Annotated in this window: 25 protein-coding genes and 3 pseudogenes; 13 read left to right on the top strand and 15 right to left on the bottom strand. The window is 64.6% G+C overall.

Going from position 1 to position 26,446, the window contains the following annotated elements; all coding sequences use genetic code 11:
* The 5 genes from tnpC to LH62_RS27295 all read right to left on the bottom strand — a co-directional run.
* Nucleotides 1–1,568 (bottom strand): IS66 family transposase (tnpC, locus tag LH62_RS27315; protein WP_082012995.1); only part of this gene is annotated, 1,568 nt, incomplete at its 3' end.
* Nucleotides 1,569–1,628: 60 nt separating this feature from the next.
* The gene (gene tnpB / locus LH62_RS27310; protein WP_043358388.1) at nt 1,629–1,976 is read right to left on the bottom strand and encodes an IS66 family insertion sequence element accessory protein TnpB; all 348 of its coding nucleotides are present in this window, start codon (nt 1,974–1,976) and stop codon (nt 1,629–1,631) included.
* Nucleotides 1,973–2,371 (bottom strand): IS66-like element accessory protein TnpA, encoded by a 399-nt coding sequence (gene tnpA, locus LH62_RS27305; protein WP_043358392.1) that lies wholly within the window; start codon nt 2,369–2,371, stop codon nt 1,973–1,975. The genes tnpB and tnpA overlap by 4 nt, the downstream gene beginning before the upstream one ends.
* A 233-nt stretch (nt 2,372–2,604) precedes the next feature.
* Nucleotides 2,605–3,174 (bottom strand): IS110 family transposase, encoded by a 570-nt coding sequence (locus LH62_RS27300; RefSeq protein ID WP_082012988.1) that lies wholly within the window; start codon nt 3,172–3,174, stop codon nt 2,605–2,607.
* A gap of 52 nt (nt 3,175–3,226) precedes the next feature.
* Nucleotides 3,227–4,054 carry an IS6 family transposase gene (locus LH62_RS27295; protein ID WP_043367360.1) on the bottom strand — a complete coding sequence of 276 codons (828 nt, stop codon included), beginning with the start codon at nt 4,052–4,054 and terminating at the stop codon, nt 3,227–3,229.
* A 525-nt stretch (nt 4,055–4,579) separates the two neighbouring features.
* Here LH62_RS27295 and LH62_RS29885 point away from each other — a divergent pair.
* The 3 genes from LH62_RS29885 to LH62_RS27280 all read left to right on the top strand — a co-directional run bounded on the left by LH62_RS29885 (nt 4,580) and on the right by LH62_RS27280 (nt 6,772).
* Nucleotides 4,580–4,843, top strand: a complete 264-nt coding sequence (locus LH62_RS29885; RefSeq protein WP_043367358.1) for a DksA/TraR family C4-type zinc finger protein — start codon at nt 4,580–4,582, stop codon at nt 4,841–4,843.
* A gap of 288 nt (nt 4,844–5,131) precedes the next feature.
* Nucleotides 5,132–5,842, top strand: a complete 711-nt coding sequence (locus LH62_RS27285) for an IS6 family transposase (protein WP_043367399.1) — start codon at nt 5,132–5,134, stop codon at nt 5,840–5,842.
* A gap of 246 nt (nt 5,843–6,088) precedes the next feature.
* Nucleotides 6,089–6,772: a response regulator transcription factor gene (locus LH62_RS27280; protein WP_043367357.1), complete on the top strand. Its 684-nt coding sequence runs from the start codon at nt 6,089–6,091 to the stop codon at nt 6,770–6,772.
* Nucleotides 6,773–6,805: 33 nt separating this feature from the next.
* On the opposite strand, the gene LH62_RS27275 is transcribed toward LH62_RS27280, so the two are convergent.
* Nucleotides 6,806–8,155, bottom strand: coding sequence for a calcium-binding protein (locus LH62_RS27275; protein ID WP_052215168.1), 1,350 nt, complete (start codon nt 8,153–8,155; stop codon nt 6,806–6,808).
* A 325-nt stretch (nt 8,156–8,480) separates the two neighbouring features.
* Between LH62_RS27275 and LH62_RS27270 the strand changes: the two genes are divergently transcribed.
* Nucleotides 8,481–9,425 (top strand): IS5 family transposase, encoded by a 945-nt coding sequence (locus tag LH62_RS27270; RefSeq protein ID WP_369796850.1) that lies wholly within the window; start codon nt 8,481–8,483, stop codon nt 9,423–9,425.
* Nucleotides 9,426–9,431: 6 nt separating this feature from the next.
* On the opposite strand, the gene LH62_RS29880 is transcribed toward LH62_RS27270, so the two are convergent.
* Nucleotides 9,432–9,833: a nuclear transport factor 2 family protein gene (locus tag LH62_RS29880; RefSeq protein ID WP_082012987.1), complete on the bottom strand. Its 402-nt coding sequence runs from the start codon at nt 9,831–9,833 to the stop codon at nt 9,432–9,434.
* Between the two features lie 314 nt (nt 9,834–10,147).
* Entirely contained in the window at nt 10,148–10,858 is a 711-nt protein-coding gene (locus LH62_RS27265; protein WP_043367356.1) for an SDR family NAD(P)-dependent oxidoreductase, read from the bottom strand.
* A gap of 79 nt (nt 10,859–10,937) precedes the next feature.
* On the opposite strand from LH62_RS27265, the gene LH62_RS27260 reads away from it, so the two are divergent.
* A complete protein-coding gene (locus tag LH62_RS27260) occupies nt 10,938–11,822 on the top strand; it encodes a LysR family transcriptional regulator (protein ID WP_043367355.1) in 885 nt (294 codons plus the stop codon).
* A gap of 276 nt (nt 11,823–12,098) precedes the next feature.
* Here the strand turns inward: LH62_RS27260 and LH62_RS27255 are convergent, their stop codons facing one another.
* Nucleotides 12,099–12,767: an HD domain-containing protein gene (locus LH62_RS27255; protein WP_043367354.1), complete on the bottom strand. Its 669-nt coding sequence runs from the start codon at nt 12,765–12,767 to the stop codon at nt 12,099–12,101.
* Nucleotides 12,768–12,885: 118 nt separating this feature from the next.
* Here LH62_RS27255 and LH62_RS27250 point away from each other — a divergent pair, with 118 nt between their 5' ends.
* Nucleotides 12,886–13,848, top strand: a complete 963-nt coding sequence (locus LH62_RS27250; protein ID WP_043367352.1) for a GlxA family transcriptional regulator — start codon at nt 12,886–12,888, stop codon at nt 13,846–13,848.
* 486 nt (nt 13,849–14,334) lie between these two features.
* Here the strand turns inward: LH62_RS27250 and LH62_RS31365 are convergent, their stop codons facing one another.
* The 4 genes from LH62_RS31365 to LH62_RS27235 all read right to left on the bottom strand — a co-directional run bounded on the left by LH62_RS31365 (nt 14,335) and on the right by LH62_RS27235 (nt 17,323).
* Complete coding sequence (locus LH62_RS31365; RefSeq protein ID WP_160299917.1) at nt 14,335–14,511, bottom strand: hypothetical protein; 177 nt, start codon at nt 14,509–14,511, stop codon at nt 14,335–14,337.
* Between the two features lie 221 nt (nt 14,512–14,732).
* On the bottom strand, nt 14,733–15,485 hold the full coding sequence (locus LH62_RS27245) for an SDR family NAD(P)-dependent oxidoreductase (RefSeq protein ID WP_043367351.1): 753 nt from the start codon (nt 15,483–15,485) through the stop codon (nt 14,733–14,735).
* A 1-nt stretch (nt 15,486) separates the two neighbouring features.
* Nucleotides 15,487–16,569: an alkene reductase gene (locus LH62_RS27240; protein ID WP_043367350.1), complete on the bottom strand. Its 1,083-nt coding sequence runs from the start codon at nt 16,567–16,569 to the stop codon at nt 15,487–15,489.
* A gap of 25 nt (nt 16,570–16,594) precedes the next feature.
* A complete protein-coding gene (locus LH62_RS27235; protein ID WP_043367349.1) occupies nt 16,595–17,323 on the bottom strand; it encodes an SDR family oxidoreductase in 729 nt (242 codons plus the stop codon).
* Nucleotides 17,324–17,441: 118 nt separating this feature from the next.
* On the opposite strand from LH62_RS27235, the gene LH62_RS27230 reads away from it, so the two are divergent.
* The gene (locus LH62_RS27230; RefSeq protein WP_043367397.1) at nt 17,442–18,398 is read left to right on the top strand and encodes a LysR family transcriptional regulator; all 957 of its coding nucleotides are present in this window, start codon (nt 17,442–17,444) and stop codon (nt 18,396–18,398) included.
* A gap of 222 nt (nt 18,399–18,620) precedes the next feature.
* On the opposite strand, the pseudogene LH62_RS27225 reads toward LH62_RS27230, so the two are convergent.
* A pseudogene (locus tag LH62_RS27225) lies at nt 18,621–19,336 on the bottom strand (IS6 family transposase).
* 231 nt (nt 19,337–19,567) lie between these two features.
* Between LH62_RS27225 and LH62_RS30825 the strand changes: the two are divergent.
* From LH62_RS30825 to LH62_RS32825, 3 genes are all read left to right on the top strand, one after another.
* On the top strand, nt 19,568–20,227 hold the full coding sequence (locus LH62_RS30825) for a ParA family protein (protein ID WP_144404756.1): 660 nt from the start codon (nt 19,568–19,570) through the stop codon (nt 20,225–20,227).
* Entirely contained in the window at nt 20,224–21,018 is a 795-nt protein-coding gene (locus tag LH62_RS30820) for a hypothetical protein (RefSeq protein WP_144404755.1), read from the top strand. Before LH62_RS30825 ends, LH62_RS30820 begins: the two co-directional genes overlap by 4 nt.
* A 279-nt stretch (nt 21,019–21,297) precedes the next feature.
* The gene (locus LH62_RS32825; protein WP_082012986.1) at nt 21,298–21,753 is read left to right on the top strand and encodes a transposase; all 456 of its coding nucleotides are present in this window, start codon (nt 21,298–21,300) and stop codon (nt 21,751–21,753) included.
* Here LH62_RS32825 and LH62_RS27215 read toward each other — a convergent pair.
* Nucleotides 21,687–22,658 carry a replication protein RepA gene (locus LH62_RS27215; RefSeq protein WP_043367347.1) on the bottom strand — a complete coding sequence of 324 codons (972 nt, stop codon included), beginning with the start codon at nt 22,656–22,658 and terminating at the stop codon, nt 21,687–21,689. The two genes, LH62_RS32825 and LH62_RS27215, sit on opposite strands and share 67 nt — an antisense overlap.
* A 578-nt stretch (nt 22,659–23,236) precedes the next feature.
* On the opposite strand from LH62_RS27215, the pseudogene LH62_RS27210 reads away from it, so the two are divergent.
* From LH62_RS27210 to LH62_RS27200, 3 genes and pseudogenes are all read left to right on the top strand, one after another.
* Nucleotides 23,237–23,628: pseudogene (locus LH62_RS27210) on the top strand (transposase); the annotation flags it as partial.
* Nucleotides 23,629–23,837: 209 nt separating this feature from the next.
* Nucleotides 23,838–26,081, top strand: a complete 2,244-nt coding sequence (locus LH62_RS27205; RefSeq protein WP_082012985.1) for an ATP-dependent RecD-like DNA helicase — start codon at nt 23,838–23,840, stop codon at nt 26,079–26,081.
* Nucleotides 26,082–26,086: 5 nt separating this feature from the next.
* A pseudogene (locus LH62_RS27200) lies at nt 26,087–26,446 on the top strand (hypothetical protein); the annotation flags it as partial.

Genomic DNA, 26,446 nt, shown 5'->3' with positions numbered 1-26,446 from the left:
CGGGCTGCCTTCCAGTTCCAAGGCAGCAATTCGTGCAGGCGCGAGGCGGGGTGGTCGGCGATGCGGGCCAGCACGTCGGCCAACCAGGCGCGCGGATCGACGTCGTTCAGCTTGGCGGTGTAGATCAGCGAGACCATCGCCGCGGCCCGGTCGCCGCCGCGGTCGCTTCCGGCGAACAGCCACGACTTTCTCCCGAGAGCGATACCGCGCAGCGCCCGTTCGGCAGCATTGTTCGTGAGGCAGATCCGGCCATCGCTGAGAAACCGCGCGAACGCCTCCCAGCGCACCAGCATGTAGTCCATGGCCTTAGCAACCGGCGCGTGCCGGGACAGCTTGCCGCGGCTCTCGCGCATCCAGCGCTCGAGCTCAGTGACCAGCGGCGCGATGTGCTGCCGACGGACGGCCAGCCGCGCCTCGGCGGGCAGCCCATTGATGGCGCGCTCGGCGTCAAAGATGGCGTCGATCCGGCGCACCGCCTCGATGGCGAGCGGGGCCCGCGACAACTCCGCCAGCTCGAACAGCTTGCGCCTGCCATGCGCCCAACATGCGGCCTCAGTGATCGGTCCCGGTTGTCGGTCCGCCTCGTAGAGCGCGTTGTACCCGGCATAGGCATCGGCCTGCAGGATGCCGGCATGGCCGGCCAGGTGCCGGTTTGGGTGCTCGGCGGTTCGGTCCCGCGAGTAGCGGAACATCGCCGCCGGGGGTGCCGGCCCGGCAAAGGGCCGATCATCGCGGACATAGGTCCAGACCCGGCCGGTAATGGTCTTGCCCCGGGCCAGCACGGGGACGGTGGTGTCGTCGCCGTGCAACCGCTCGGCGGTCTGCACATGGGCGTCGATCAAGGCCACCAGCGGCGCCAGGTTGGCGGTGCAGGCGCCGACCCAGTCGGCGATGGTGGAGACGCTGAGCTCGATACCCTGCAGGGTATAGGTCTCGCTCTGGCGGTTCAGCGGCAGGTGCTGGCCAAACTTGGCTTCCAAAATCATGGCCAGCAGGTTCGGCCCGGCTCGGCCGCGGGCGATGGCATGGAACGGTGCCGGCGGCTGGGTGACGGTCTCGCAAGCACGGCACGAGAACCGCTCGCGGACGGTCTGGATGACTTTCCACCGGATCGGCTCGACCTCGAGCGTCTCCGTGATGTCCTCGCCCAGCTTGGACAGTTTGCCGCCGCAGCAGGGGCAGGCGGTCGGTGCCGGCAGCACGACCCGCTCGCGCGGCAGATGGGCCGGCAGGGGCGCGCGCACTGGCTGGCCGCGGGGCGGGCTGTCGGCGCGACGGGGGCGGCCCTGCTTGTCGGCGGCGTTCTCCGCCCTCGCGGCGTCCTCGCTGGCGGCCGCCACCAACTCACCGAGCTCGAGCTCCAGCTGATCGATCAGCTTGCGACCGCGCTCGGAGGAGGCGCCGTACTTGTCACGCTTGAGCCGGGCAATGAGCAGCTTGAGGTGCACCACCATTGCCTCGGCACCCGAGGCACGCGCCTCGGCCTCACGCCGCGCCAGCTGCTCGGCCGCAAGCGCGGCACGCAGCGTGGCGATGTCGTCGGGAGGGTTGTCCGGCGCGGCTGTCACGCCGGAAATGGAATCACATCAGCGACGCGCCAGGTAGTACCGATGCCACTGCGCCGTACACTATCCCGCCAGCTCTGGCCTATAGGTCCGTACTGGGTTTCTCCAATCGATTCCGTCGAGCATATAAGCGAGCTGCGCGCCCGAGATCTGCAGGCAGCCGTCGGTTGGCGAGGGCCAGATGAAGCGTCCCTTCTCCAATCTTTTTGCGTAAAGCGACAGGCCAAGCCCATCGTGCCAGACGATCTTGACCAAGTCCGCCCTGCGCCCGCGAAAGACGTAGAGATCGCCGCAATGCGGGTCACGGCCGAGCGTCTGCTGCACTTGCAGCGCCAGAGAGTGCATCCCGCGGCGCATATCCGTGTGGCCAACTGCCAGCCACACCTGGACACCAGACGGCGTCGGGATCATGCGCGCAATGCCGCCAGCACGCGACGCAGCGTCGCCGCGCTGATCGACGCCGCAACGCGCACCGCAGTCCCGTCCGGCAGCACGATCTCGACCCGCTCGTCCACCGCGTCCTCCACCGCGGGAGGATCAGTGCAGGGCGGCGAGCCCGACCCACCCGGCAGCACCGGCGCAGCCATCTCCGGCACGACCTGCAGCGGCAGGAAGCCCGGTGTCTCGGCCACCAGCCTGCCGCGCAGGTGCGCATCCCGCCACTGCCAGAGCAAGCCGCGGCTCACATCATGCCGACGGGCAACCTCACTGAATTTGACCCCGGGCTGGTTCAGCTCAGCCAGGATCCGCAGCTTCTCCTCAGCCCGCCACGGCCGGCGGCGCTCCACTCCGGTGATGATCTCCATTCGCCACCTCGCCGCTTGTCCTTACCGGCGCTCCAAAGAACGCGCGTAAGATCAAAGGCAGGTCACAGGCTAACCCGCCAGGCGGCCCTCGGCGAATGGTTACGCGCGCTCGGGTGGCGCATTGCGATAAACGGCCTGTCTCGTCACCGGCTCACCGGTCTCTCACTGTCATCGTCGCTTCAGCACCTTGGCCCTCACCGGGCGCGGCGCCCGGCGAGCTCGGACGCGACCGCCTAGGCGGTCGCGGTGGCTGTGTAGGTCCCTCCCCGAGCCAGCAAGGCCCAGGCGATGCGGGCCATCTTGTTGGCCAGCGCCACGGCCACGACCTTGAAAGGTCGCCGCGCCAGCAGGCGCGTAGCCCAGTCCGAGGCCTCTGGGTGACGTCGGGCATTGCGTAGACGGCTGGTGGCGCCGAGGACCAGCAGCCGACGTAGCATGGAGTTGCCCTGCCGGGAGATCCGGCCCAGGCGCTCCTTGCCGCCGCTCGAGTGTGGCTTCGGGGTCAGACCAAGCGAGGCCGCGAAGTGCCGCCCCGAGGCGAAGCCCTGCGGATTGGGCACCATCGCGGCCAGGGCTGTCGCGCTGATCGCCCCTACGCCTGGAATGCTGGCCAGTCGCCGAGCCGTCTCGTCCTCACGCGCATGGCGGACCACGCGGCGGTCGAGCCGCTCGATACGTCCTTCCAAGGCTTCGATTTGCGCTACCAAATCGCCCAGAGCCTCGCGGGCCAGCTCAGGCAGCCGGGTGTCATCACCGTCGCGGACTACCGCGATCAGCTCAGCGAGTTTGCGCCCCTGCGGGATCCGTCAGCGCTCGCGCCAAGCTTGGCGACGAGAGGTGCCGGCAAAACTTGTCCTATGCTGCTGTGAGGATGGCGAGCGCAGCTGCGGCACGACGCATGTGCACCAGGCGATGGCGGCGGGCAGGGATGTGTTGGTTGTGGCGGGTACGAGAGCGGAGGAAGTTTCGGAGTTCGTCATAGCTTCGGCAGAAGCGCCTCGCTGACCTGAAGCTTTTGAAGCCCCGCATACATCGCGTGCGGCCTTTAACGCCGCGGTGGTCTTGCTCCAGGCTATTGTTCTTGAAGGCGTTGGTCCGGTGTACGATGTGCCGGCCGAGTGTCGAGCGGATCGCCCGCGGGTAGGAGCCATGACCATCGGTGGTGACGCGTTCGGGCGTGTTGCCAGTGGCAGCTTTGGCCGAGCGGAAGAAGGCCTGCGCTGCTGCCATGTCGCGGTGCTCGCTCAGCATGGTATCGACAAGGTGGCCGTCGCGATCAATAGCCCGATACAGATAGGCCCAGCGGCCGCGAACCCTCAAATATGTCTCGTCAACATGCCAGTGCCGGCCGCGGGTGCCGCCCTTGCCGTGCCGGCGTCGGCGGAGTTCGCCAGCTAGGACCGGCGCGAGCTTCGCCTCCCAGTCGCGGACGGCTTCGTGGCTGAAGATGATGCCGCGCTGGAGGAACATCTCGGCCAGGTCACGCAGGGTCAGGCGGTAGCGCAGTCGCCACAGCACCACGAGGGCGATAACATCGGATGGGTACTGGGCGTGGTTCAGCGGCCCGCCGCTGCGCTCGTTGTACTGCTTGCCGCAATCGCGGCAGCGGAACCGGCGGTAGCCTCGAGCGGTACGCTCCGGCCGCTCCGTCACAGCAGCAGAGCCACAGGCCACACACTCCATTACTACTTTCCGCTCCGATAGTCCCGGAGCCTACCAGCCCCGCCCTGGCCGGCGAAACGGCCCCGCTGGCGCGAGCCCTGACAAAACCCCTTATCCTACCCGAAACGGCCTAAGCTGCCGACAGCTGCAACAAAGCGATGCCAAACCTCGTCCTCGGGTTCCACGGTCGCGTTCCAGCATGGCCGCATCCATCGCTGCCACTGCCTCAAAGGAGCGGCGATAGAGGCCCCGTGCTCCGGCATGGCCGAAGTGGGTGTCGCTGGTGAAGAAGACCGCCATGGAGACATCCGATCCGGCCAGCTGCCGCATTGTAGCGAATCTGGCTGCCGGCGGTTCTGGGTCGCACTGACGTCGATCGGGGCCGAGATTTGCGCTGCCAGACTCTATCGCCAGGCGATCGACAGCACTAGTCCTGGCCCCGGACACTAGTCCGGCGAGAGCGCAAGTTTTTCAAGTCAGCGCCACTTTGGCCGTGATGCCCTCAACCCCATTTCTGTCGGGATTAAACAGACAGGAACAACGGACATGGCGACAGGTTGGGCGCCAGACGGCGCCGTGCAAGATCAGATCGACGATACGGTCACGGACGGCGTCCTCCGAGCGAGGGCATCGATGCCGGTGGGCGAGAGTCAGACGTATTGCGATGAGTGCGGCGAGGAAATTCCGGAAGCGCGGCGGCTGGCAGTCCGAGGAGTTCGGACCTGCGTACCTTGTCAGGCAGAGCGTGACCGTAGGCCTGCTAGTTTCGGCATAAACCGTCGAGGTAGCAAGGACAGCCAGCTAAAGTAGCGTCGCCCTCTGGCAGACAGCATCGGGTCCGCTCGGCGGGCGCCGCCTTCGGCGCCGGCACGGTGCTCAGCAAGAAGCTGCGCTTCCGCAGCCCCGTGCTGATGATCACGGCTTGGCGGCTGCTGTTGGGCACGCCACTGGCCTTCGTGGTGTGGCTGGTGCTGTACGATCATACCTCCTGCACCCGGATGCGGGGCGCGGGCTGTTCGGTCGGTTCTGTTGCGTCCTTGCGGTACCATCCTGAGCAGGTACAAACCGGGGCATGCGAGACGGTGGGGAGTGGCCCTGGTGAGGCCGGATCAGTCCTTCAAAGGCCGGCAGTTCGCCGCAGAGGTGATCCTCTGGGCGATCCGCTGGTACCTGATGTTCCCGGTGAGCTACCGCGATCTCGAACTGATGCTGGCCGATCGCGGCGTGGAGGTGGCGCATACTACGGTGTTCCGCTGGGTGCAGACCTACGCGCTGGAGATTGAGAAGCGGATCCGGCCGCACCTGCGCCTGAGCAACGGCTCATGGAGGGTGGACGAGACCTACATCCGGGTGAAGACCCGCTGGATGTACCTGTATCGCGCGGTCGACAGCCGCGGACAGACGATCGACTTCCTGCTCTCGGCCAAGCGCGACGCGGAGGCTGCAAAGCGTTTCTTCCACAAGGCTCTCGGGCAGCCGCATACGGTGAACCCGCGCACCATCACCGTGGACAAGAACCCGGCCTATCCCTGCGCCGTCACAGACATGAAGGAGAACGGCGAGCTGTGGCGCTTCTCTCGACTACGACAATGCAAGCACCTCAATAACATAGTGGAACAAGACCACCGGCGCGTGAAACGCCTGGTCCGACCAGGGCTTGGCTTCGGCAGCTTCCACACGGCCCGACGAACACTGGCAGGCTACGAGGCAATGGCGATGATCAGGAAGGGGCAGGTACAAAAGGTGGGCGGACGCGACATGCGGACCCAAGCTACCTTTATCGCCGAGCTGTTCCAGGTCGCCGCCTGATCTGGGGACTATCGCGGCCATTTGCGACTTGCCGCAAACTTTGCAACACAACCAGCCGGCATCTGCTGCCTGCAATACCCGAAGGCCTCGATCTGCCAGGTACTCGGCGAGGGCCTCACGTAGATCCTCTTCATCCTCGGCGATTGCTACCGTCGGTTGCATGGCGGCTTCCTGTCCGGGGCGAATGGTACTCGTATACAATTTCGGTTAGCATTCGAACCCGTCAGCTTCAAACGGGCAGCAGGTATGGCGCAGCGGGCGCGGATCGCCCTGGTCGATGACGACATAGACCTCGCAGAGACCTTGGCGGAGTATCTCAGCGACCTCGGCCACGAGGTTGCCATCGCAGGCTCCGTGGCCGCGCTGAGGCGCCTACTGGCCCTGCAGCCGCCTGACCTCATCATTCTCGACCTGGGCTTGCCGGATCTCGGGGGACTGGAGGCCTTGCGTACGCTGCGCACCCGTTCGGCCATCCCGGTGCTGATCCTTTCGGCGGAAGCCAACCCGATCGAGCGTATCGTAGGCCTTGAGCTCGGCGCCGACGACTTTGTGGGCAAGCCGGCCGAGCCACAGGAACTTGCAGCGCGTGTCGCCGGGTTGCTGGAGCGGAGCGGCGGGCCAACTCGTCGTCTGGTGCGGCTGGAGACAGCAACAGTCGATCTTGGGGCGGCCCGCCTGCTTCGCCTCGCCGCGCCACCGGAGCGCTTGGGTCCCGGGGAGGTGGCTCTGCTTCGGGTGTTGGCACAGCAACCAGGCCGCGTCTTCAGCCGCGAGGAACTCATGGAGTTGGCGCCCGCAGAGTCGCTCGATGCCGATGACCGCGCGATCGACACGCGCATCGCCCGGCTGCGCCGGAAGCTGGCGACTGAAGCCATCGTCACGGTTCGCGGCCGGGGCTATGCTTTCATACCGCCAGGTGAGGCGGAGTAACGCAGGCGAAGCGTCCCCCACCCAGCATCCCGTTCAGTAAAGAGCGAAATCGGCGCTGTTCAGCGCCACATGGCCTGCGAGCTGAATTTCGAACTCGGGCGTCGCATCGTTGTCGAAGTTGCCCTGCACGATTGTGTTGGCGCCCTGGTACTCATAGCGCAACAGCAGAAGGTCTCCACTGTCCTCCCGGAAGCTCTGCTGACCGAGCCAGCCCCACTGAAGATCGGCCTTCTCGATGCCGAAGACGAACAGCACCATCGTGTCGGCGCCCTGTTCAAAATCCGCAACGGTGTCCCGCTTGTCCGCACCCGTGCCGATATCGCTCTGGCCGGAAATCGGGTGCAGGTTGAAGCGGAAGAGGTCGGTACCCTGGCCACCTATCAGCATGTCGGTGCCGAAGTCGCCTTCTAGGAAATCGCGCCCGGCGCCGCCGACAAGATAATCATTGCCTGTACCTCCACGCAGGAAGTCCGTCCCGTCGCCACCGACCAGCGTGTCCGTGCCGCCGCCACCGCTGAGGTCGTCTTCTCCGACGCCGCCGTCGATCCGGTTGTCGGTACCAGCGCCGAGCACGTCACCGTCGAGGACGTCGTCGAAGCGGGAGCCATCGAGATTCTCGATCCCTACGAAACTGTCATGGCCGTCGCTGCCATAGCCATAGGTTTCGCTAAATTTCATATGGACGCCTGAGGCAGCGCTCGCATAGCTGACAGTGTCCGTGCCAGCACCACCGTCGAAATAGTCGTCGCCGGTGCCGCCTGCGAGGCTGTCATAACCGCTGCCGCCATACAGTGAGTCCGCGCCGTCGCCGCCCTCAAGCACGTCGCTCCCGGCATCGCCGAAGAGCTTATCCCGGTCCGCGCCGCCGTAGAGCTTGTCGTTGCCGTCCTGCCCATACAGCGAGTCGTCTCCCGAGAGGCCATAGACGCGGTCATCGCCGGCGCCAGCGTAAAGGCTGTTGATGCCCCAGCCGCCAATGCCGAGCCAGCCGGCCTCCGTACCGATCATGGTGTCAGCATAGCCGGTGCCGGTGGCATGCTCGATATCGACCAGGGTGTCCGTGCCGGTGACGCCACCCAGATAGCCTTTCGCAAATGCGAGGCCTCCAGCGAGGTCGATCGTCATTCCCTCCTTGACCGTCGCATAGTTGACCGTGTCATAGCCCCAACCGCCGTCGATGGTATCGGCTCGGCCATCCGCCTCACCCTGCAGCGTGTCATCGCCGCTCTGGCCATAGAGGTGGTCGAAGCCTGCGCCACCGGCGAGGATGTCTGCGCTGTCACCGGCCTCAAGCGTATCGTCGCCACCATAGCCGTAGATCTGGTCCGCCTGGGCGGTACCCCAGATGTCCTCGGCGCCGTTCGTGCCGTACTTGATCGCCATTGGTCCTAACCTCTTTCGCGCCGGCCCAAACCCACTCAGCCAATGCGAGCGGGTGTGGCCGTTGCGGAAGAGATGACGTACCTTTGTTTCAGGATGGTGCCGCGCGAGCCTGTACCCTGTGTCAGCACGGCGACATCTATGCCTCGCCGACATGACGTTGAATGATCTGTCAACTATCTGCCTCTCTGCGCTTAGACCCTGCTTCCAATCGGGATGCAGTAGGCTTTGGTGCACAAATCGACTTTGGTGCATGGGTCGTCCGGTTGGGCATCCTGGGGTAGGCTGGCGTGAGGGCTGACCCTCAATGGCTAATGAGGTGCCCGCCATGCCATACAAGGCCAATGCCGACCGCCGGCACCGCATCCCAAAGCAGCGGCACCGGGTGACGAACTGGCCCTCCTACGAGGCTGGTCTGCGTGCCCGCGGCAGCCTCACCGTGTGGTTCACGCAGGAGGCAATCGAGGCGTGGGGTGCAAAGCCTCGCACTGGCCGTGGTGGTCAGCCCCGCTACTCCGCCCTGGCGATCACCACGGCGCTGACCCTGCGGGCGGTGTTCCGCCTGGCGTTGGGCCAGACGGAAGGCCTCATCGCCTCCATCATCGCCCTGCTTGGGCTCGACCTCGCCGTGCCCGACCACAGCACCGTAAGCCGCCGGGCCGAGACGCTGGAGGTGCCGCGTCCTCGCCCTGGGCGCGGGCTCGTGCACCTGCTGGTGGACAGCACGGGATTGAAGCTCTGCGGCCCCGGCGAGTGGCTCGTGAAGAAGCACGGCACGAGGACGCGGCGCGGGTGGCGCAAGCTCCATCTCGCCACCGACGCCGACACCGGGCGGATCGTCGCGTCGGCGCTGACCGACAAGGGTACCGATGACGGCTCGCGGGTCGGACCTTTGCTCGACCAGGTCGAAGGGCCGGTGGCGTCTTGCACCGGGGATGGAGCCTACGACCGGGACGACGTCTACGCCGCTGTTGCCGCGCGGCATCCGGCGGCCGGCGTCATCGTCCCACCCCAATCAAGCGCGGTGAGGAGCGATACGGCTGATACTGCGCCGACGCGGCGGGACCGACATCTGCAGACCATCGCCGAGCGCGGCCGCATGGGCTGGCAACGGGCGTCAGGAAGCCGAGATTGCCGTCGCCGCCGACGTGCTGAACCGTATGCTCGAGCTCGGGCGCCCGGAGTACGTCCGCCTCACATGAGGTCCGATCAGGATAGGGCACAGTCCGCCTACACCCGCGAGCCATGCAACACGGTTAAACCAGGGTTCTGAGATGTCTTACGCCGGAACGAGGCGCATTGGCTGGAAGCCCAACTTGGCAGCGAATATCTCTTGGATGAGGACTGCAGAGGGAAGTGGCCGCCATGCCACCTCAATGCTGTCGATCAGACCCTGTTCATCCAGGTGTAAATGTTCATTCCCTCTGACGGTTATCCCGTTGCAGTTAAAGGTGAAAAATACGGCTACGTCTTGACCCGACGCAAACATCAAATTGACTTCCAGGGAGTCAATCGTCCGGAGAAACCCGGAGAGGACTTCCACAACTGCGTCTTTGCCCGCGGTAGGTTCAGGAAAGATGGGCCCGAGAAGGACAATATTTTCGGAAAGATGCGGAGCGACCCCAAGGTTGTCCTTGGCACTCAGCGCTTTGAAGTAGGCTGCAACATGATCTGTATTCATTTGATTTGGTCCCTACGAGAAGGCTGAACGTACTCTCATCTGGTAGTCATGCCCTGGATGTACGGAGGTCGCGCACGGCCAGGCCGCCTTGCCCCAGGTCATCGATGTCGTGGTCGTGGAAGATAGGGGTTGTGTCTTCACGGAGCTTGCCCTTGACGCCGTAGAGCAGGTCAGTGGTCCCTGTGTAGGCTGCGACATTCTGCTGATTGGTGATGCGGTCCGTGCCGGGGTGGTGGCCTCACGGGTCACCACGATTGGCATACGAAGCTCCAAGGAGAACGGGAGAGCGGAGTAAGCGCCCTCCCCTCGATAGGTCAGCGACCGGCGATCAGACCGCCGTCGACGTGCAGGATTTCACCGGTGGTGAAGGCGGCATCCTCGAGGTAAAGCACGGCACGGACGATGTCCTCGACTTCGCCCACCTTGTTCATTGGATGAAAGGCGGCCAGCGAACCGATATTCTCCGGCGAGTGCATTGGCGTCCTGATGACACCGGGAGCGACTGCGTTCACACGGATGCCGCGCTTGACGTACTCGATTGCCAAGCTTTTCGTGGCGGCGTTCATGCCCCCTTTCGTCAGCATGGCGATAAAAGCTGGGGACCGTGAACTGGCAAACTCCGCCGTGGACGCCGTGATTTGAACGACATGGCCGCTGCCCTGCTCCAGCATCGCCGGGATGACGCGCTGAGTCGTAAAGAAAAAGCCGTCGAGATTGGTCCTCAGCTTGAGCCGATAGTCCTCTTCCGTGTACTCGGTGAACGGTTTGCCGATGAAAATGCCGGCGTTGTTCACCAGCGTGTCCACCCGGCCGAACTTCTCGAGCGCCGTTGCGACCAAGCGCTTGCCTGTCTCTGGGTCACCGATGTCACCCGCGACCGTCACGAGATCCGGATCCGTTGAGGGCTGGATCGAGCGCGACGTTGCGATGACACCATAGCCACGAGCACGGAAGCCTTTCACGATACCCTCACCGAGACCCTGCGAGGCGCCGGTTACGATTGCGACCTTCTTGGCTGCCGACACAACTAGACATCCTTGTTTCTGTCTTCTGGTCAGCATGTAGAGGGCTGCCGCGAGCGCAAAAATCCGCTATTTATGATCAATGGCTGATAAAAAACGCACAGCGGTCGATTGGGAAGACGTGCGGATATTCCTAGCGCTCGCCCGGCACGGCAGCTTGTCTGCTGCTGCGCGGACGCTTTCCGTTAACCATGCGACGATCTCACGCCGGCTCCACTCGCTGGAGGAGAGCCTTGGGGAAAAGCTCGTTGAGCGGCGACCCGAGGGCTATGTCCTGACACCCGCTGGAACGCTTGCACTGGAAGCGGCAGGCGACATGGAACAGGCAGCCCAGATCCTCGGTCGCGGCATGATGGACGGAGCGCCCAGCGGCCTGGTGCGGATCGCTTCATCGCCTGGGTTGTCGGCTGGCTTTCTCACATCGCGCCTCGCGGCGCTGGCAACGCGTTATGCGAGGCTCGACATCGACCTCTCGCCGAACCTTCGCTCCATCAGTCTGGAGCGGTATGAGGCGGATATTGCCATCCGCTTTGACCGGCCTAAGGACGGCGATGTGGTCGCGCGTCCGCTGACGACCGTCGGCTATGGTTTCTATGGAACAGAGGAGACATGTCGCTTAATCGAAGCTGGAGCCGATCCGGTCTTCATCGGGTTCAACGAGGCGGATGCATATCTATCCCAAGAGATATGGATGGCGCGACATTTTCCGCGCACTCGTGTGGCATTTCGCGCGAAGGACCAATTCGCGCATTCGGTCGCTGCGCGATTCAGCGCCGGGCTCGCGCTTCTTCCTCATTATATCGGCCGCAGCGACCCACTGTTGAGGATTTGCGATCTTGGGTCCACACCGCCAAGCAAAGACGTGTATTTGCTGACCCGCAGGCGCGACAGAAAGGAAACCTCTATCCGATTTGTCGCCGACGAAGTGGTTGGAATGTTCGAGCAGGCGCGCGAACTGTTCCTATGATCTTTGCGGCTTCCACCGGCGGCTGGTCCCTATTGCGTGACCAGGCAGAACTTCGGCCGCATCATCGACACATCTCCCCCGGCCGAGTGCACCAACTACTTTGCCACCGTCGGTTATGATGCAGACTGATGGGAAACCGCTCTAAACCGGCGCGTCGCGCCGGCACAGGGGTGACGTGCTGTGTCGAACCAAGTCGTAGAATTGGATTTCAGCATCCCAGTTCTCCGTAAGGCAGGGACGCGATTGTCGCTGTCTTCTAGCGTGTAGGAATTACGCTTACCTGCAGCCGCAACTTTGCGCATGTGCGCTCTCTGGCCAGCGGGAGCTTCGGATCACGCTGCAGAAGTTGGCGCGATGGAAGCCGGGCTCCTTGTCGGCGATGACGTCGGCCTTGACGTTACCGAAGGTGGTACCCGGCTTATGCCGGATGCCGTCGTAGAAGGCTTGGATGATATCTTCCTTGAAGTTCGGTGTGCGCGGAAAGGCGGAGACGACGGCCTCGCGCTCCGCGTCCGGGCATTCATTGTAGGTCAGGCCGAGCACGTCCATCTCGACCCCTGCCGTGACGAGAGCGACGACGGGATGCATGTGGACGGGAATGCCGGGCGTCGTGTGGAGCGCGATGGCCGTCCACACCGTGTAGACATCCTCCTCGGACACGCCATGGGAGCGGAGGAAGCTGCGGACTGCGTTGGCACCGTCCACTTCGAAGCGCTCATCCAGGCTGCTGTGCGCGGGCATCAGCCCCACGTCGTGGAACATCGCGCCCGCGTAGAGCAGCTCGCGGTCGAAGGTGAGCTCGCGCCGGACACCGGCGAGAGCGCCGAACGCGTAAACCCGGCTGGAATGGTTGAAGAGCAGCTCGGTCTCCGTATCGCGGACGAACTCCGTGATGGCACGCGCCAGCTTGCTGTCAGGAATGGCGGCCTCGCAGGTGATGGCCATGGTCGGATCTCCTTTACGCGGTGGTCCACCATGAGCTACGGGAAGCGTCAGATGGCGGCAATCGACGTTTTACGACAATTTCTGCCAATGATCAGCCTTGGGCTGCCGCGGAGGTTTCATGGCCCGTTCTGTCGCAGTTGTCGCAGTTCCCGGCGTCCAGCTGCTGGACGTGGCCGGTCCTCTCGACGTCTTCGCTGAGGCAAACACCCAACTCGGTAGGGCAGCCTACACCTTGGCCGTCATCGGGACCGGGCCAGGGCCAATCGAAACCTCGTCGGGCCGGCGCATCCTGCCCGATCTCGTCGCGTCTGAGGCAAAGGCGACCGCTTTCGACACGCTGCTGGTCGCTGGCGCCCCCCGGATGCACGAACGGGACGAGCAACCCGCTTTGTTGGACTGGATCGGGGCCGCCGCGCGCCAGTGCCGGCGCTACGGCTCGGTGTGCAGCGGCGCCTTCCTGCTGGGGCAGGCGGGTCTGCTGGAGGGACAGCGCGTGACGACACACTGGGCCGTGGCGGAGGCTCTCGCTGCCCGCTTTCCCGGGGTGCGGGTCGAGCCGGACGCCATCTGCATCTTCGACGGGCCGCTCCGGACGGCCGCCGGGGTAACGGCTGGGTTGGATCTCGCTCTGGCACTTGTGGAGGAGGATCTGGGGGTGGAATTGGCACGGCAAGTTGCGGCACAGCTCGTCATGTTCTTCAAGCGCGGTGGCGGCCAGATGCAGTTCAGCCGGCATGGCCTTGGCGCGCCGATCGGCCGCTCCGCCCTGCAGGAGGTCCAACGCTGGGTTGCCGCGCACCCCGCTGAGGACCACACCGTCGAAAGGCTTGCCGCCAGAACCGGGATGAGCCCACGGCACTTCGCGCGCCTGTTCCGGGCCGAGACAGGGCTGACGCCGGCTGCCTATGTCGAGAATGTTCGGATTGAGGCAGTGCGCCGGCTTCTCGAGAGCGGCAACATCGCAGTCAAACAGATCGCCGGCGCTTGCGGGTTTAGAGACGCCGACACCCTTCGGCGCGCCTTCGTCCGGCGGGTCGGGACGACGCCGGTAGAGTACCGACGTCGGCAGGGACGGGACTAGGGAATGCTACTGCCATGGCGTAGACCTCGGCAGCCGCATTGGACTTCAGCGGATCGTGGTGGAGGAAAAGCGAAGCGCTTTTTGTATTATTAAACCCCTATCACTGATGTCGTCGCCAATAGCTGAAAATCCGCACAACTTACTTCAAGTAAATTAACTTTTTCATTAGAACTTTTTACTGTCGTCATAAGTTGTTATATTGAGGCGTTCGGGTTTGGTGAGTGTCCATCATCTGTGTTCATGTCGATGAGGATGTCAGCATCAGCCGGCGGCAAGCAGAAAAGCTCGAGCAGGCGTCACTGACTTGCGCCACGCGAGGCTTATCGCATGTGAACTTGGGAGATCTGCCCCACGAGGGTTGGTCCCAACCCTGGCAGCAACCATCGGCCCCAGCACGTAGACCTGCGACGTCCAGTCCCTGAGGTCGTCGACCTCGACCAAGCCGACATCGAGCATTAAATAGGTCCGCCTCCCCGGGAAGTCGCTTTAGACCTCGGTGAACGGCAGGCGGGTCATCTGCCTTTCACTCGACCTCACGATCTCGACCTCGGCGCCGCGAACGACGCTGCGGATCGGCTGGCGAGGCGGGCCGGAGGCGTGGCGGTTCGTGAGCGCGTAGACCGTGTGCTCGTCGCTGACGAGGCATCCGACGCTCGCAACCATCCTGCGGCCCTGCGCCTTGCAAAGGATCGGGAAGCCGCCCCAATCAGGGTGTCGGGCCAGTGCCAGCGGGGAAGCGGCGCGGGCGGGGGCTCGGCCTGTGACGCCTTCACCACGCAGACCGGCACCATGCGGCCGTCCGGCAGGTAGAGCGTCTTCGGGACGAGGTTCTCCGGGTGCAACTCCCCGCCAGTGCTGAACCGGTCCTCGTCGACCCACTGCGGTCAAGCCGCGAGGCCGCCGTCGATAGCGAGCGTGGCGCCCGTGATGTAGGCCGCCTCGGGCCCGACGAGGAAGGCGACCGCCGCCGCGACGTCTTCCGGCGTGCCATACCTGCCAAGGGCGGAGCGCGACCTCAGGAGGTCGGCCACAGGTCCCTCGACCGGCGCCATGCCCGTGTCGATGGGGCCTGGCTGAATCACGTTGGCGCGGATGTTCCTCGGTCCGAGGTCGCGCGCCCAGCTTCGCGTGTAGGCGGCCACCGCAGCCTTGGTCGCAACGTAGTCCGCGATGCCGGCGAACGGCGTGTGGTGCATGGCGCCTGTCGTCCCGATCGACACAATGCTGCCGCCGTCGTTCATCATGGGTACGGCGGTGCGGACGACCGTTGCGACCGCCTTAAGGTTGACGTCGAGCTGGTGGTCGAGCGCCGCAAGGTCGAGCGCGGGGTCACCGATCAGTCCCGTCACGAACACGCCGGCCGAGTTTACAACGATGTCGAGAGGACCGAGCGCTTCCTGCGCACGCCTCACCAGTGCCTGCACCGCGGCGGTGTCGGCCTGATCGGCCTTGATCGGGATGGCGCGGCTACGCATCGCCTCCACGTCGGCTGCGAGCGCCGCGGCCGCGGCCTCGGATGAGGCGTAGCTGAAGGCGACTTCGGCCCCCTCGCGGGCGAGCCGTCGGACGATCGCGGCGCCGATGCCGCGAGATCCTCCTGTGACAAGGGCGACCTTGCCGAGCAACGAGCGTGTCATGTCAGGCCTCTTTCCGAGCGGGGTGGTCGAGGTAACCTTCGCGTCCCTGAGTGAACCACGTGGCCCTGTCGTCCCGGGCGAGCGCGCGGCCGCTTCCCAGAGCGGCCGGCAAGTCCGGGTTGGCGATAAAGGGGCGCCCGAACGCGACGGCGTCGCCGGTCCCGGCATCGAGCGCCGCTTGGGCGCGAACACCGTCGAAGTCGGAGTTCAGGATCAGCGGTCCTTTGAAGAAGGGCCGCAACTCGGAGGCGAGCGGCGGGATCTCGCCGACCCCGAAGGAACCGTCGAGTGGCGGCTCCCGGAGTTCTAGGTGTGCGATGCCGAGGTTGGAGAGCGCCTGAACGGCGGCGGTGAACAGCGGCAGCGGGTCGCTGTCGCGCACGCCCTGGGTCTCGCCGTTGGGCGACAGCCGTACCCCGGTCCGGTCGGACCCGACTGCGCCGGCCACGGCTTCGGTCACCTCGCGCAGGAGCCGGATGCGGTTCGGGATCGAGCCTCCATAGGCGTCGGTGCGGAAGTTGGAGCTGTCGCGTAGGAATTCGTCGAGCAGGTATCCGTTCGCGGCATGGATTTGCACGCCGTCGAACCCGGCTTCCATTGCATTCCGGGCGCCGGTCCGGAAGTCCTCCAGTAGACGAGGGATCTCGTCGAGCCGGAGTGGTCGCCCCGCCGCGTAGGGCTGCCGGCCCGTATAGGTGTGGGCATGGCCGGACGCGGTGGTGCCCGAGGCCGAGATAGGCTGCGCGCCGTCCAGGAAGCTCGGATGGACGACGCGGCCCATATGCCAGAGTTGGGCGACGATGCGACCGCCGGCGACATGGACCGCGTCCGTTACGGCGCGCCAGCCCGCGACCTGTGCAGGCATCCAGAGCCCGGTCGCATAGGGCCAGCCCATGCCCTCGCGCGAGATGCCGATCGCCTCCGAGATGATGAGTCCAGCCGAGGCCCGCGCCGCGTAGTATTCGGCCATCATCGGCGTCGGCACATGCTCTCGCGTACCACGGGCCCGGGTCATGGGCGCCATCAGGATGCGGTTCGGGACTTCGATGGCGCCGAGCCGGAGAGGATCAAAGAGGGAGGGCATGGGAGCGCTCGCGGTCCGGGTTGGATCAGACGAGGCGTGAGCCGCCATCGACGTGGAGCGTCTCGCCGTTCATGAAGCCGTTGCTCATGAGGAAGACGACGGCAGCGCCGACCTCGTCGGCTGTGCCCAACCTGCGCAGTGGCAGCTTCTCGGTGACGCTCGCCACGTAGGCGTCCCGATTGGCGCCGAGGGTGCGGGCGAGGAGCGGCGTGTCCGTCGTGCCCGGCGAGAGCGTGTTCACCCGCCGCGGCGCGAGTTCCAGCGCCAGGCCGCGGGCGAAGGCCTCCATGGCGGCGGAGGCGGCGGCCAGGATCGCGGTGCCGCCGGCGGTCGGCCGATCTGCCAGCGCGCCGGAGATGAAGGTGATTGAAGCATCTGGAGCGAGCCGGTCGCCGAGTGCGCGCAGCGTTGCGACCGCGGCCCAGATCCGCTCCTCGAAGGCGCGGCGCAAGTAGGCCACATCCGCCTCCAGGACGGAGCCGGCCACGAAGGTGCCGGCCAGTAGGACCAGGTGATCGACCCGGGCGAGGCCCGCTACGGCGGCGGTGATCGTGTCAGGCTGCGTCACGTCTGCGGCGCGCCAGCCCGCGAAGCCATTGTCGGCCGCTACCCGCTCCGCCCCAGCGGCGTCAAAGCCGACCACGGTGACCTCCGCTCCGGCTGCTTTCGCTTGCTGCGCAGCCGCGAGACCGATGCCGGAGGTTCCGCCAAAGATCAGGACAGCCTTGCTGGCGAGAGAAGCGGTCAGGCTCATGGAGGGGTCCTCAATCTCGAGAGGCGCCGGGGTGGCACCGGTGATCGGGAACTTGGACCTTCGCGGTTTAAATGATAATCGTGTCGCGTTTCGTTATACTTATGCCGTCATGGAACATATGTCGGAACAGATCGGACTTGAGCGTTTGACCGGCCTCATCGCTTTCTCTCGGGCTGCCTCCCTCGGCAGCTACACGGCCGCCGCACGAGCACTGTCGATCTCGCCCTCGGCGGTGAGCAAGAGCGTCCAGCGCCTGGAGGATCGGCTCGGGCTCAAGCTGTTCACCCGCACCACGCGCTCGATGGCGCTGACGCCTGAAGGTCGCGACCTGCACGAGCGGACGCTCCGGCTTCTGCGCGAGGTGGACGAGATCGAACAGGCGGCCGTCGCGGCCCGAGCCGAGCCCACCGGCACGCTTCGGGTGGCCACGTCCAACCCGCTCGGCATTCACCTGATCGCGCCGGCGCTGCCGCGCTTTCGCGAACGGTATCCTAAGCTTGCGGTCGATCTGCGGCTGACTGACCGCATGGTGGACATCGTCGAGGAGGCCATCGATGTCGCAATCCGTGTCGGCGAGCTCGCAGATTCTCGGCTGATCTCGCGCAGGCTCGCGCCGCATCGGGTCGGCGCCTTCGCATCGCCAGGCTACTTGGCGCGCCGTGGGACGCCCCGACATCCAAACGACCTCGCCGACCACGACTGCGTCAATTTTCGCTACCAGTCTTCTGGTCAGGCCTTGCGCTGGCCGTTTCAGGTAGGCAGTCGCACGATCGAGCTCACGCCCGAGACTGGCATCATTACCGATCTGAGCGACGCAGTAGCGGCGATCTTGGAAGCCGGTGGCGGCATTGGGATGTCGCCGACCTATGTGGCCGCCACTTACGTCAAGCGAGGTACGCTGGTGCCTGTCCTTCCCGAGTTCCAGGTCGAGCGATCCGTGATCACGGCGCTCTGGCCTGAGAGCCGCCAGGGCAGCCCGAACGTCCGCGCCTTCGTGGCGCTCCTCGAAGAGATTTTCCCATCGTCGCCCCCCTGGGAAGGGATCTGCTCTGGAGGCGGACGTTCAAGTGATTGAGGCACCGGGTTGGCCGCGAAGCCGTTGACAGAAGGGCTGTGCAAAGGCCTGAACCGCCCTGCTCTGCTGGAGGTTGGAGAGTTTGTGTCACGCTGCCAAGGCGGGCGCCTTAAGCTGGGTTGGGTAGCGCATCTCGGCCTCGGCGGGTGGAATGCTGGCACCGTCAACTTGTCGCCTTCGGGCCGAGCGTGCTGGCAAGCTGAGGACGATGCGGGCAGGACTTCAATTTGCCGCAGCAACCTTGCTGATTTCCGCCCACATCTCGAACGCCCGCACCCTTGCGGCTCGGTGTTCATTGGCGGAGGCGTGGTCGCGGCGGAGATAGAAAAGGTTGGCGATCTGGTCGTGGGCGGAGAGGAAGCGCTGTGCCTACCGCGCTGACTTGAAGCGCTTCATCTGCCGCTCTCGTCTTCGCATCGGCTGGTGTAAATTCTCGGCTCGATTGTTCAGGCCCTTGTGCTGGCGATGCTCGACGCCGGGCATCACCTCCTGCTCGGCCGCCCCGTAGCTCGGGAGCTTGTCAGTGACCATGACGTGTGGCGCCCGGCAATGCCGCTCGAGAAGTTTGCGGAGCAGACGCTTCGCCGCCCGCTTGTCGCGCCGGCTCTGGACCAGCACGTCAAGCACCATTCCGGTCTGATCTACGGCATGCCAGAGCCAGTGCTTCGCCCAGCGATCTTGATTGCGACCTCGTCGAGGTGCCATTTGTCGCCGACACGGGGCAGTCTCCGTCGGATCCGGTTGGCGAACTCCTGGCCGAACTTGAGCGCCCACTGCCGCACCGTCTCGTGGCTGACCACGATGCCGCGTGCCGCCAGCATCTCCTCGACCATGCGCAGGCTGACCGGGAAGCGGAAATACACCCAGACCGCGTGGCTGATGACCTCGGCGGGAAAGCGGAACCCGGCATAGAGGGAGCCGGCGGCTGGCGATCTCATTCCGGATGTCTACCGGACCTGGGGCAAGCGGCCAACCCCTGCTAAGTTGACGGTGCCCTCGCGAGACACTTTTTAACTCTCGTTTTGCTTAGTCACGACAGCTGATTTTCGCCCTATAGACGGCGTTTTAACGTCCCATTCGGACCTTTTTCACGCGGGAAAATACTGGAGCGGAGCTTGCATGCGTAAGTTCGGTCCCGCATCATCCAGCTTCAATTCGGGAGACGGGTGATGGCTGCAAAGGCTACCTGCCGTGTGCTTGTGCTGGGTGGTTCAAAGGGGGGTTGCGGGCGGTCAACGATTGCCCGCAACCTGATGGTTGCCGCCAGTCTAGCTGATATCAATGTAGTCGGTGCCGATCTCGATCGCCAGGGTACCTTCCTAAGGTGGAGCGAGCGACGCGAAGTTGCTCGGCAGAAGCTCCCGCAGATTGTCCCGGCGGAAGTCTTCAGTGCGGAGGTCGGCAACTGGCGCTCAATTCTCGACCAAGTGAAGAGCTATCAACTCGCCATCGTGGACACTGCGCCTGGCGTCGAACACGATATGACTCCAATGCTCGAGTTGTGCGGCAGAGCCTCACTAGTCTTGGTGCCGACTTCGCCCTCCGGTGACGACCTTGAGAGTGTCGCACCTTGGTTCAAGACGTTGACAGATGCAGGTGCCAACGCCGAGTTCGTGCTGAACCGTGCGAACCGCCGCACCCGCTCTTACGCCGCTGCCCGAACCACGCTGCTCCGATATGGCGCAGTCGCTCCGGTGGAAATTCCGCAATTGGAAGAAATCATGACGCCGTTCAAGACGGGCCTCTCGGCCGTAGACTACGAAAACAGCAAAGCAGCCGACGCAATGAATGACCTTTGGCTACACGTACGCCGGGCTGTGAAACTGTGAGCCGCCTTCGAGCAGGCGCCGCCAAGGGCGCACTGAAAGACCTCGAAGCAACCGGTGATGCGCGCGACCTCGTTGCTGGCGACCGTCGCTTCGGTCAAGCACAGGCGATTAAGCGACAGCAGGATGAGGGCCGGGAAATCATCCACGAGGTGTTCGCGGGCTTGCCCATCGCTCAAAACCCCGACCGCATCCGTGAGATCCTCGGCGCCCGGTCAGTCATTTTCGAGAACTGGGGCAAAGCTTCGACGGCATTCTTAGCGATTGGCCGCACCCTCCTAAACCTGCGCGAAACTCTGAGCCCAGAGGAAGATCGTGCTCTGCGCCGAGGCGCGAGCCGACTGTTTCCGTTTTCAGACAGCATGGTCTCGAAGCTTGTTGAGATCGCCCGCGCGGTGCGGGAGGGCCGCATCCCCGAGCCACAGCTGCCTGCCGCCTACTCGACGGCGTACGACCTCGCCAAGGCGCTACGCGACGAGCGCGGTCTGCAGCTAGCAACGGAGCGGAATTTAATTCGCAATGACGTGCAACGGGTCGAAGTCGAGGCATTAAAGCGCGACCTGCGGGATGGCCGCAGACTTGGTGGGCGGATCGTTGATGCCACCACAGATGATGACGCCGTGGTGGCAACGGGCGTACCGAATGGCCGCGTTAGTCTCGATGCCCTCCGTGCACGGCAGGTAGACCTCCGTCGACAACGGGACGAGGCTGCCGCCCGACTAGCCGATCTCGACCGCGACCTTATTGAGGTCACCGAGCAGCTCCGGATCGCGGAAGGCGGCGTTGACGTGTAATGGCACCTTGCTGCACAAGTCGTGCGGTCGAGCCGGTCGGGGTAAGGTGGCGTCTGGGCAAGCCACCGCTTCATGAGAGTTGCACGTTGTGCTCTTCGAGGCGGGTGCCGATCACCGGCGCCACACCGCCAAGCAGCCCAGCAGAGCAACGAACAGGGCGGCGTGAGATTCCCGCCCCGCGTGCCCGCGGTAGTTTGGACGTGTGGTTCTCCAAGGCGGCGGTTGGGGACTGGCGCGCCAAAGCGTACGTATCTGGACTGCTGACCGAGGTGCTAGGCTCTGGCGATCACAACCACCCCGACGCTTCGGGCCGTGTTCCGCTTGGCGTGGCGTCAAACTCAGAGCCTGATCGGCTCCATCTTACAGTTGCTTGGCCTCGATTTTGCAGTACTCGACTATTCGACCCTGAGCCGCCGGGTCGAGGCGTTGGACATGGCGCGGCCGCGCTGTGGAGGCGGGCCAGTGCACCTGCTGGTGAACAGCACCCGGCCGCGGCTGTTAGGGCCCTATGGCACACTAAAGAAGAACCACGGCACTCAGCGGCGCCGAGACGAAGTATGCTACAGTTGGCCACCGGCGCCGGCACCGACGAGGTCGTTACTTTGGTGCCGGCAAAACAGATGCCGCGCCTGGTTCGTACCCCTTCTCCTGGATAGAGGGTGGGGGGATCACTCCGGAAGAGCGAGGCCACCGAGGGCGACCAGCTTCGGTCCGACCGGCGGGCGGGAGGGATAGAGGATTACCCCGTCATCTGCGACCTCGACACGTGCTTCGGAATATGCGGCTACCGCTGGGGCAAGCCACCGCTTGAAGTCGCGGCGGAAGGTGTGCATCTCGGCGTAACCAAGGCCGAATTGTTCCTTGAGCGCCGCCCAACGGACCGGTGTCGGCGCTTTCAGGGTGTGTAGCCGGTAGGCGAGCCAAATATAGATGTCGAGGCTGACGCTGAGCCCGGACAGCTCCCGCAACGCCGTTTCGCGCAAAGGAACGGGATGTTGGCGCAGTGCTTGGTAGAAGACCTCGTCTAGGACAACGCGGTCTTCCCAGAGATCACCCTGCGGGCCGCCAGCGTCTTCGACAGCCCGCTGGAAGCGCAGCCCGGAGCGGACGAAGCGCCCCGCTTCCCATCCGCTCGCCATCTGGTTCTCCCATGAGAATTTGAGGCTGCAGGCTGCGATCCTGGCCGCTTGCTCACGCAGAGCGCGTCCGGTCTCACCGCCCCAGGTAAGACCCATCCTTCCAAGCCATTCCCGCATGCTTCGGCCGAGTTCGACCTCGCAGGAGTTGGTCCGCACGGCTTGCGTCTGCAAGTAGAGCAGGATCATACGCGCCCGTGCGCCATAAGGGACGCCGTAAAGCTTCGCTTGGCCCATACCACGCCGAAGGCGGCCAGGTTCTATCATCAATACGACGCGGTGGCCACGCTTCTCCCAGACCTGCTCGTCCGACAGCCGCTTGTGTGGCAAGCCTGTGAGGCAGAAGCCAGTATAGGTAATGCCGATCTTGCCGGCTTCGTCCCCGAGAACCTCTGCAGCAATGTCGATCAAGCCGCGTTGTTCAGGCGCCATCATGGCTCGGGCTTGGTCACGCCCATGGGCAAGCACCAGCTTTCGAGCCCCGTGGTCCGCGTCCTGCACCATGCTCTCTTCCTCAACGCTGTTGGACCATGGCGAGAGGCTGTCCATGGCGTCAACGGGGGGATCACTCCGGGCACTAGTAGGGAGGTAGTAGGATTCTAACTAGTTGAAGTATGGAGTAATCCCCCCGTGGATAACCCCGATTCCCGGAGCTTTCCCCCCATTTGGCGTGAGTGATTCCCCGTGGATGGATGTAACGTCTGAGGATAAGCCGCTCCGGAGTGATCCCCCCACTCGACTGCGACTCGAAAGCAGTCCGGAGTGATCCCCCCGCCACCGCCGGCGTCAGCGACTACCGGAGTGATTCCCCCACTAGTCTCGCTAGCGCCTAGGAATGTGCCTAGCGCCAGTGGCGTTCCCCAATGGCGAAGGCGTGCTCAAGCCGACGGTGCCCGAGGTGGGAGTGCCCGATGAACTTAATTTCCTGACCGGCTGCGGGCGGCATATGCGGCACTTTGCCCGTAAAGGCCGCCGCGAGTGGGTGCAGGCAACCGAGCACGGCCGCTACAAGGCGGCGGGGTGGACCCTTTCACGATGCAAGCGTGTGCTCGGAGGCGGTCCGCCGCAATGGATTGACGACGGTGTCGAACACCATGGAGGTGGAGTTCTGCCTCGAGGTGCTGGAGGAGGCCAAGGCGCGATACGGGCCGCCAGAGATCTTCAATACCGACCAGGGCAGCCAGTTCACCTCGCCGCGGTTCACCAGCTTGCTGCAGCAGGCCGGGCTGCGCATCTCGATGGACGGTCGTGGCCGCTGGATGGACAACGCATTCATCGAGCGGATGTGGCGCAGCCTGAAGTACGAGTGCGTCTACCTGCATGCCTTCGAGACTGGCTCGGAGTTGCGGGCCGGGCTGTTGAAGTGGTTCGGCTACTATAATGCCGAAATGCCGAACGTTTACACAGCGCACTGGCTGGGCAGACCTCGGATGAGGCCCTTAGGGCGAACGAGGCGAAGAAATTGGCGGCCTGACGACAACCAGGACTGAGCTTATCCAAGCCGTCAAACTGTCCGACGAATAAGGGCCATCTCACTTGCACGGCTACAGCGTCATCTCCATTCCCGACTTGTGACGAGCCCAGCTCACCGGGACAACGCAAGCGAGTTCTTGCGGAGGACCAGCGCAGTTAGTCCTCTGAGGCCCTATCTTCCTGCAATGAACGTTCTGATACCCTGCTGCGATGCCTGAGAACGTCCTGGCTAATCCACAAGAAGCGCTGGCCGGCCTCGTGGAGCGGGTCACCTACCACAATGCCGAAAACGGCTTCTGCGTGCTGCGGGTCAAGGTGCGAGGCCAGCGCGACCTGGTTACCGTGGTCGGGCATGCGGCTACCATCTCCGCCGGCGAGTGGGTGCAACTGTCTGGGACCTGGTTCAATGACCGAACCCATGGCCTGCAGTTCAGGGCCAACTTCCTGAAGGCGACACAGCCAACCACGAGCGAGGGCATCGAGAAGTATCTCGGCTCCGGCATGATCCGCGGCATCGGACCAACCTATGCCCGGAAGCTGGTCCAAGCCTTCGGGACCGCAGTGCTCGACTTAATCGAGGCCGAGCCCGACCGCCTGCGTGAGGTCACCGGCATCGGCCCCAAGCGCGCTGCCCGCATCGTTGCCGGATGGGCAGATCAGAAGGCCATCCGCGAGATCATGCTGTTCCTGCATGCCCATGGCGTTGGCACCTCCCGGGCGGTGCGGATCTTCAAGACCTACGGTGCCAATGCCGTCCAGGTCATCACCGACAACCCCTACCGCCTCGCGCGGGACATCCGCGGCATCGGTTTCCGCACGGCTGACCTCGTCGCCCAGAAGCTCGGCATCGAGCGAACCGCTATGATCCGGGTGCGGGCCGGCATCTCCTTCGCCCTGGCCGAGGCAACAGGGGAGGGGCATTGCGGCCTGCCGGTGGAGGACCTGGGTGATCTGGCCAGCTCGCTGCTCGAGGTAGAGCCTGCCCTGGTCCAGACCGCTCTTGAACTGGAGCTGGAGGCGGGGGAAGTGGTGGCTGACACCCTGGCCGGCCAGCCTTGCGTCTTCCTGGCGGGGCTATACCGGGCCGAGCAGGTGATCGCCGAGCGGCTGCGGACTCTGGTCCGTGGTCGGCCGCCTTGGCCGGAGATTGATACCGCCAAGGCGATTCCTTGGGTCGAGGCCCGTACCGGGCTGGCGCTTGCCAGCAGCCAGCGCGAGGCGCTGCGGCTGGCGGTGCGCTCCAAGGTTCTGGTGATCACCGGCGGTCCGGGGGTGGGCAAGACCACGCTGGTGAACTCCATCCTGCAGGTGCTCCGGGCCAAGGATGTGAAGGTCGGCCTCTGCGCGCCCACCGGCCGGGCAGCCAAACGCCTGAGCGAGAGCACTGGACTGGAGGCCAGGACCATTCACCGCCTGCTGGAGGCTGACCCCAAGACCGGCGGCTTTAAGCGGGGTGAGGAAACCCCGCTCGGCTGCGAGCTGCTGGTGGTGGACGAGACCTCCATGGTCGACGTGCCGCTCATGCGCGCCCTGCTGCGGGCCTTGCCGGATGAGGCAGCGCTGCTGCTGGTGGGTGATGTGGACCAGCTGCCCTCGGTCGGCCCCGGGCAGGTGCTGGCCGACATCATCAGCTCCAACGCGCTGCCGGTGGTCCGGCTGACGGAGGTGTTTCGCCAGGCGGCCGAGAGCCAGGTCATCGTCAACGCCCACCGCATCAACGCGGGTAAGATGCCCGAGCTGAAGACAGCCGAAGGGTCGGACTTCTTCTTCGTCGAGGCGGCTGACCCGGAGGAGGGGGTGCGCAAGCTGCTCGCGGTGGTCGGCAGCCGCATCCCGGCCCGCTTTGGCCTCGATCCGGTACGGGACATCCAGGTGCTCTGCCCAATGAATCGCGGCGGATTGGGCGCGCGCTCGCTCAACATCGCCCTGCAGCAGGCGCTGAACCCACCGGGTGAACTCCGGGTGGAACGCTTCGGCTGGAGCTACGGGGTGGGCGACAAGGTGATGCAGGTTGCCAACGACTACGAGCGCGACGTCTACAACGGCGATCTAGGCATGGTGTCAGCTATCGATCCCGAGGAGGCCGAGCTGGTGGTGAGCTTCGAGGGGCGGGACGTGGTGTACGGCTTCGGTGAGCTGGATGAGCTGGTGCTGGCCTATGCCACCACCATTCACAAGGCTCAGGGCTCGGAGTACCCGGCCGTGGTGATTCCGCTCAGCACCCAGCACTACGCCATGCTGGCCAGGAACCTGCTCTATACCGGCGTCACCCGCGGCAAGCGGCTCGTGGTGCTGATCGGGCAGCGTCGGGCGTTGGCGATCGCGGTCAGGAACGGCAGCGCCCGCCGCCGCTGGTCTAAGCTTGGCGAGTGGCTCGGTGGCGCTGCACGGGACTTGGACCGTCGGGATCGAGCCCAAGGGCACCGGACGTCCAATGCCCTCGAGGCAAGGTGATCATCATGTCCCAGCGCCACCCTGAGACCTCGTTGTACCCGGCGGTGAAAGCTCAACTGGAGCGCCTGGGCTACGAGGTCAAAGGCGAGGTTTGTGGCTGCGACATCGTGGCGGTGCGACCAGGTGAGGCGCCCTGGCTCGTCATCACCGAGCTGAAGATAGGCTTCACTCTCGAGCTGGTCCTGCAGGCCGTTGACCGCTTTGCCGCAGCGGACGAAGTCTGGCTGGCAGTCAGGTCAACGCAACGCGGGCGGGACCGGGACCGGCGCGTCCACAAGCTCTGTCGTCTGCTTGGCTTCGGGCTGCTTGCTGTCGATCCTGTCCGCCACATGGTCGAGGTGCTGGCCGAGCCAACGATCTATCGG

The sequence above is a fragment of the Belnapia sp. F-4-1 genome (genome assembly GCF_000802185.1).
In the GTDB taxonomy this organism is placed as follows: domain Bacteria; phylum Pseudomonadota; class Alphaproteobacteria; order Acetobacterales; family Acetobacteraceae; genus Belnapia.
Note: the sequence above shows the minus strand (reverse complement) of the source record. Positions and strands in the feature narration are given on the sequence as shown.

Bases quoted from the DNA above. Each gene is read 5' to 3' on its own strand.
- tnpB (WP_043358388.1), bottom strand. From the start codon at position 1,976: ATGATCCCGACGCCGTCTGGTGTCCAGGTGTGGCTGGCAGTTGGCCAC.
- tnpA (WP_043358392.1), bottom strand. From the start codon at position 2,371: ATGGAGATCATCACCGGAGTGGAGCGCCGCCGGCCGTGGCGGGCTGAG.
- LH62_RS27295 (WP_043367360.1), bottom strand. From the start codon at position 4,054: ATGGAGTGTGTGGCCTGTGGCTCTGCTGCTGTGACGGAGCGGCCGGAG.
- LH62_RS29885 (WP_043367358.1), top strand. From the start codon at position 4,580: ATGGCGACAGGTTGGGCGCCAGACGGCGCCGTGCAAGATCAGATCGAC.
- LH62_RS27280 (WP_043367357.1), top strand. From the start codon at position 6,089: ATGGCGCAGCGGGCGCGGATCGCCCTGGTCGATGACGACATAGACCTC.
- LH62_RS27275 (WP_052215168.1), bottom strand. From the start codon at position 8,155: ATGGCGATCAAGTACGGCACGAACGGCGCCGAGGACATCTGGGGTACC.
- LH62_RS27270 (WP_369796850.1), top strand. From the start codon at position 8,481: ATGCCATACAAGGCCAATGCCGACCGCCGGCACCGCATCCCAAAGCAG.
- LH62_RS29880 (WP_082012987.1), bottom strand. From the start codon at position 9,833: ATGAATACAGATCATGTTGCAGCCTACTTCAAAGCGCTGAGTGCCAAG.
- LH62_RS27260 (WP_043367355.1), top strand. From the start codon at position 10,938: ATGGCTGATAAAAAACGCACAGCGGTCGATTGGGAAGACGTGCGGATA.
- LH62_RS27255 (WP_043367354.1), bottom strand. From the start codon at position 12,767: ATGGCCATCACCTGCGAGGCCGCCATTCCTGACAGCAAGCTGGCGCGT.
- LH62_RS27250 (WP_043367352.1), top strand. From the start codon at position 12,886: ATGGCCCGTTCTGTCGCAGTTGTCGCAGTTCCCGGCGTCCAGCTGCTG.
- LH62_RS31365 (WP_160299917.1), bottom strand. From the start codon at position 14,511: ATGGTTGCGAGCGTCGGATGCCTCGTCAGCGACGAGCACACGGTCTAC.
- LH62_RS27245 (WP_043367351.1), bottom strand. From the start codon at position 15,485: ATGACACGCTCGTTGCTCGGCAAGGTCGCCCTTGTCACAGGAGGATCT.
- LH62_RS27240 (WP_043367350.1), bottom strand. From the start codon at position 16,569: ATGCCCTCCCTCTTTGATCCTCTCCGGCTCGGCGCCATCGAAGTCCCG.
- LH62_RS27235 (WP_043367349.1), bottom strand. From the start codon at position 17,323: ATGAGCCTGACCGCTTCTCTCGCCAGCAAGGCTGTCCTGATCTTTGGC.
- LH62_RS27230 (WP_043367397.1), top strand. From the start codon at position 17,442: ATGTCGGAACAGATCGGACTTGAGCGTTTGACCGGCCTCATCGCTTTC.
- LH62_RS30825 (WP_144404756.1), top strand. From the start codon at position 19,568: ATGGCTGCAAAGGCTACCTGCCGTGTGCTTGTGCTGGGTGGTTCAAAG.
- LH62_RS27215 (WP_043367347.1), bottom strand. From the start codon at position 22,658: ATGGTGCAGGACGCGGACCACGGGGCTCGAAAGCTGGTGCTTGCCCAT.
- LH62_RS27205 (WP_082012985.1), top strand. From the start codon at position 23,838: ATGCCTGAGAACGTCCTGGCTAATCCACAAGAAGCGCTGGCCGGCCTC.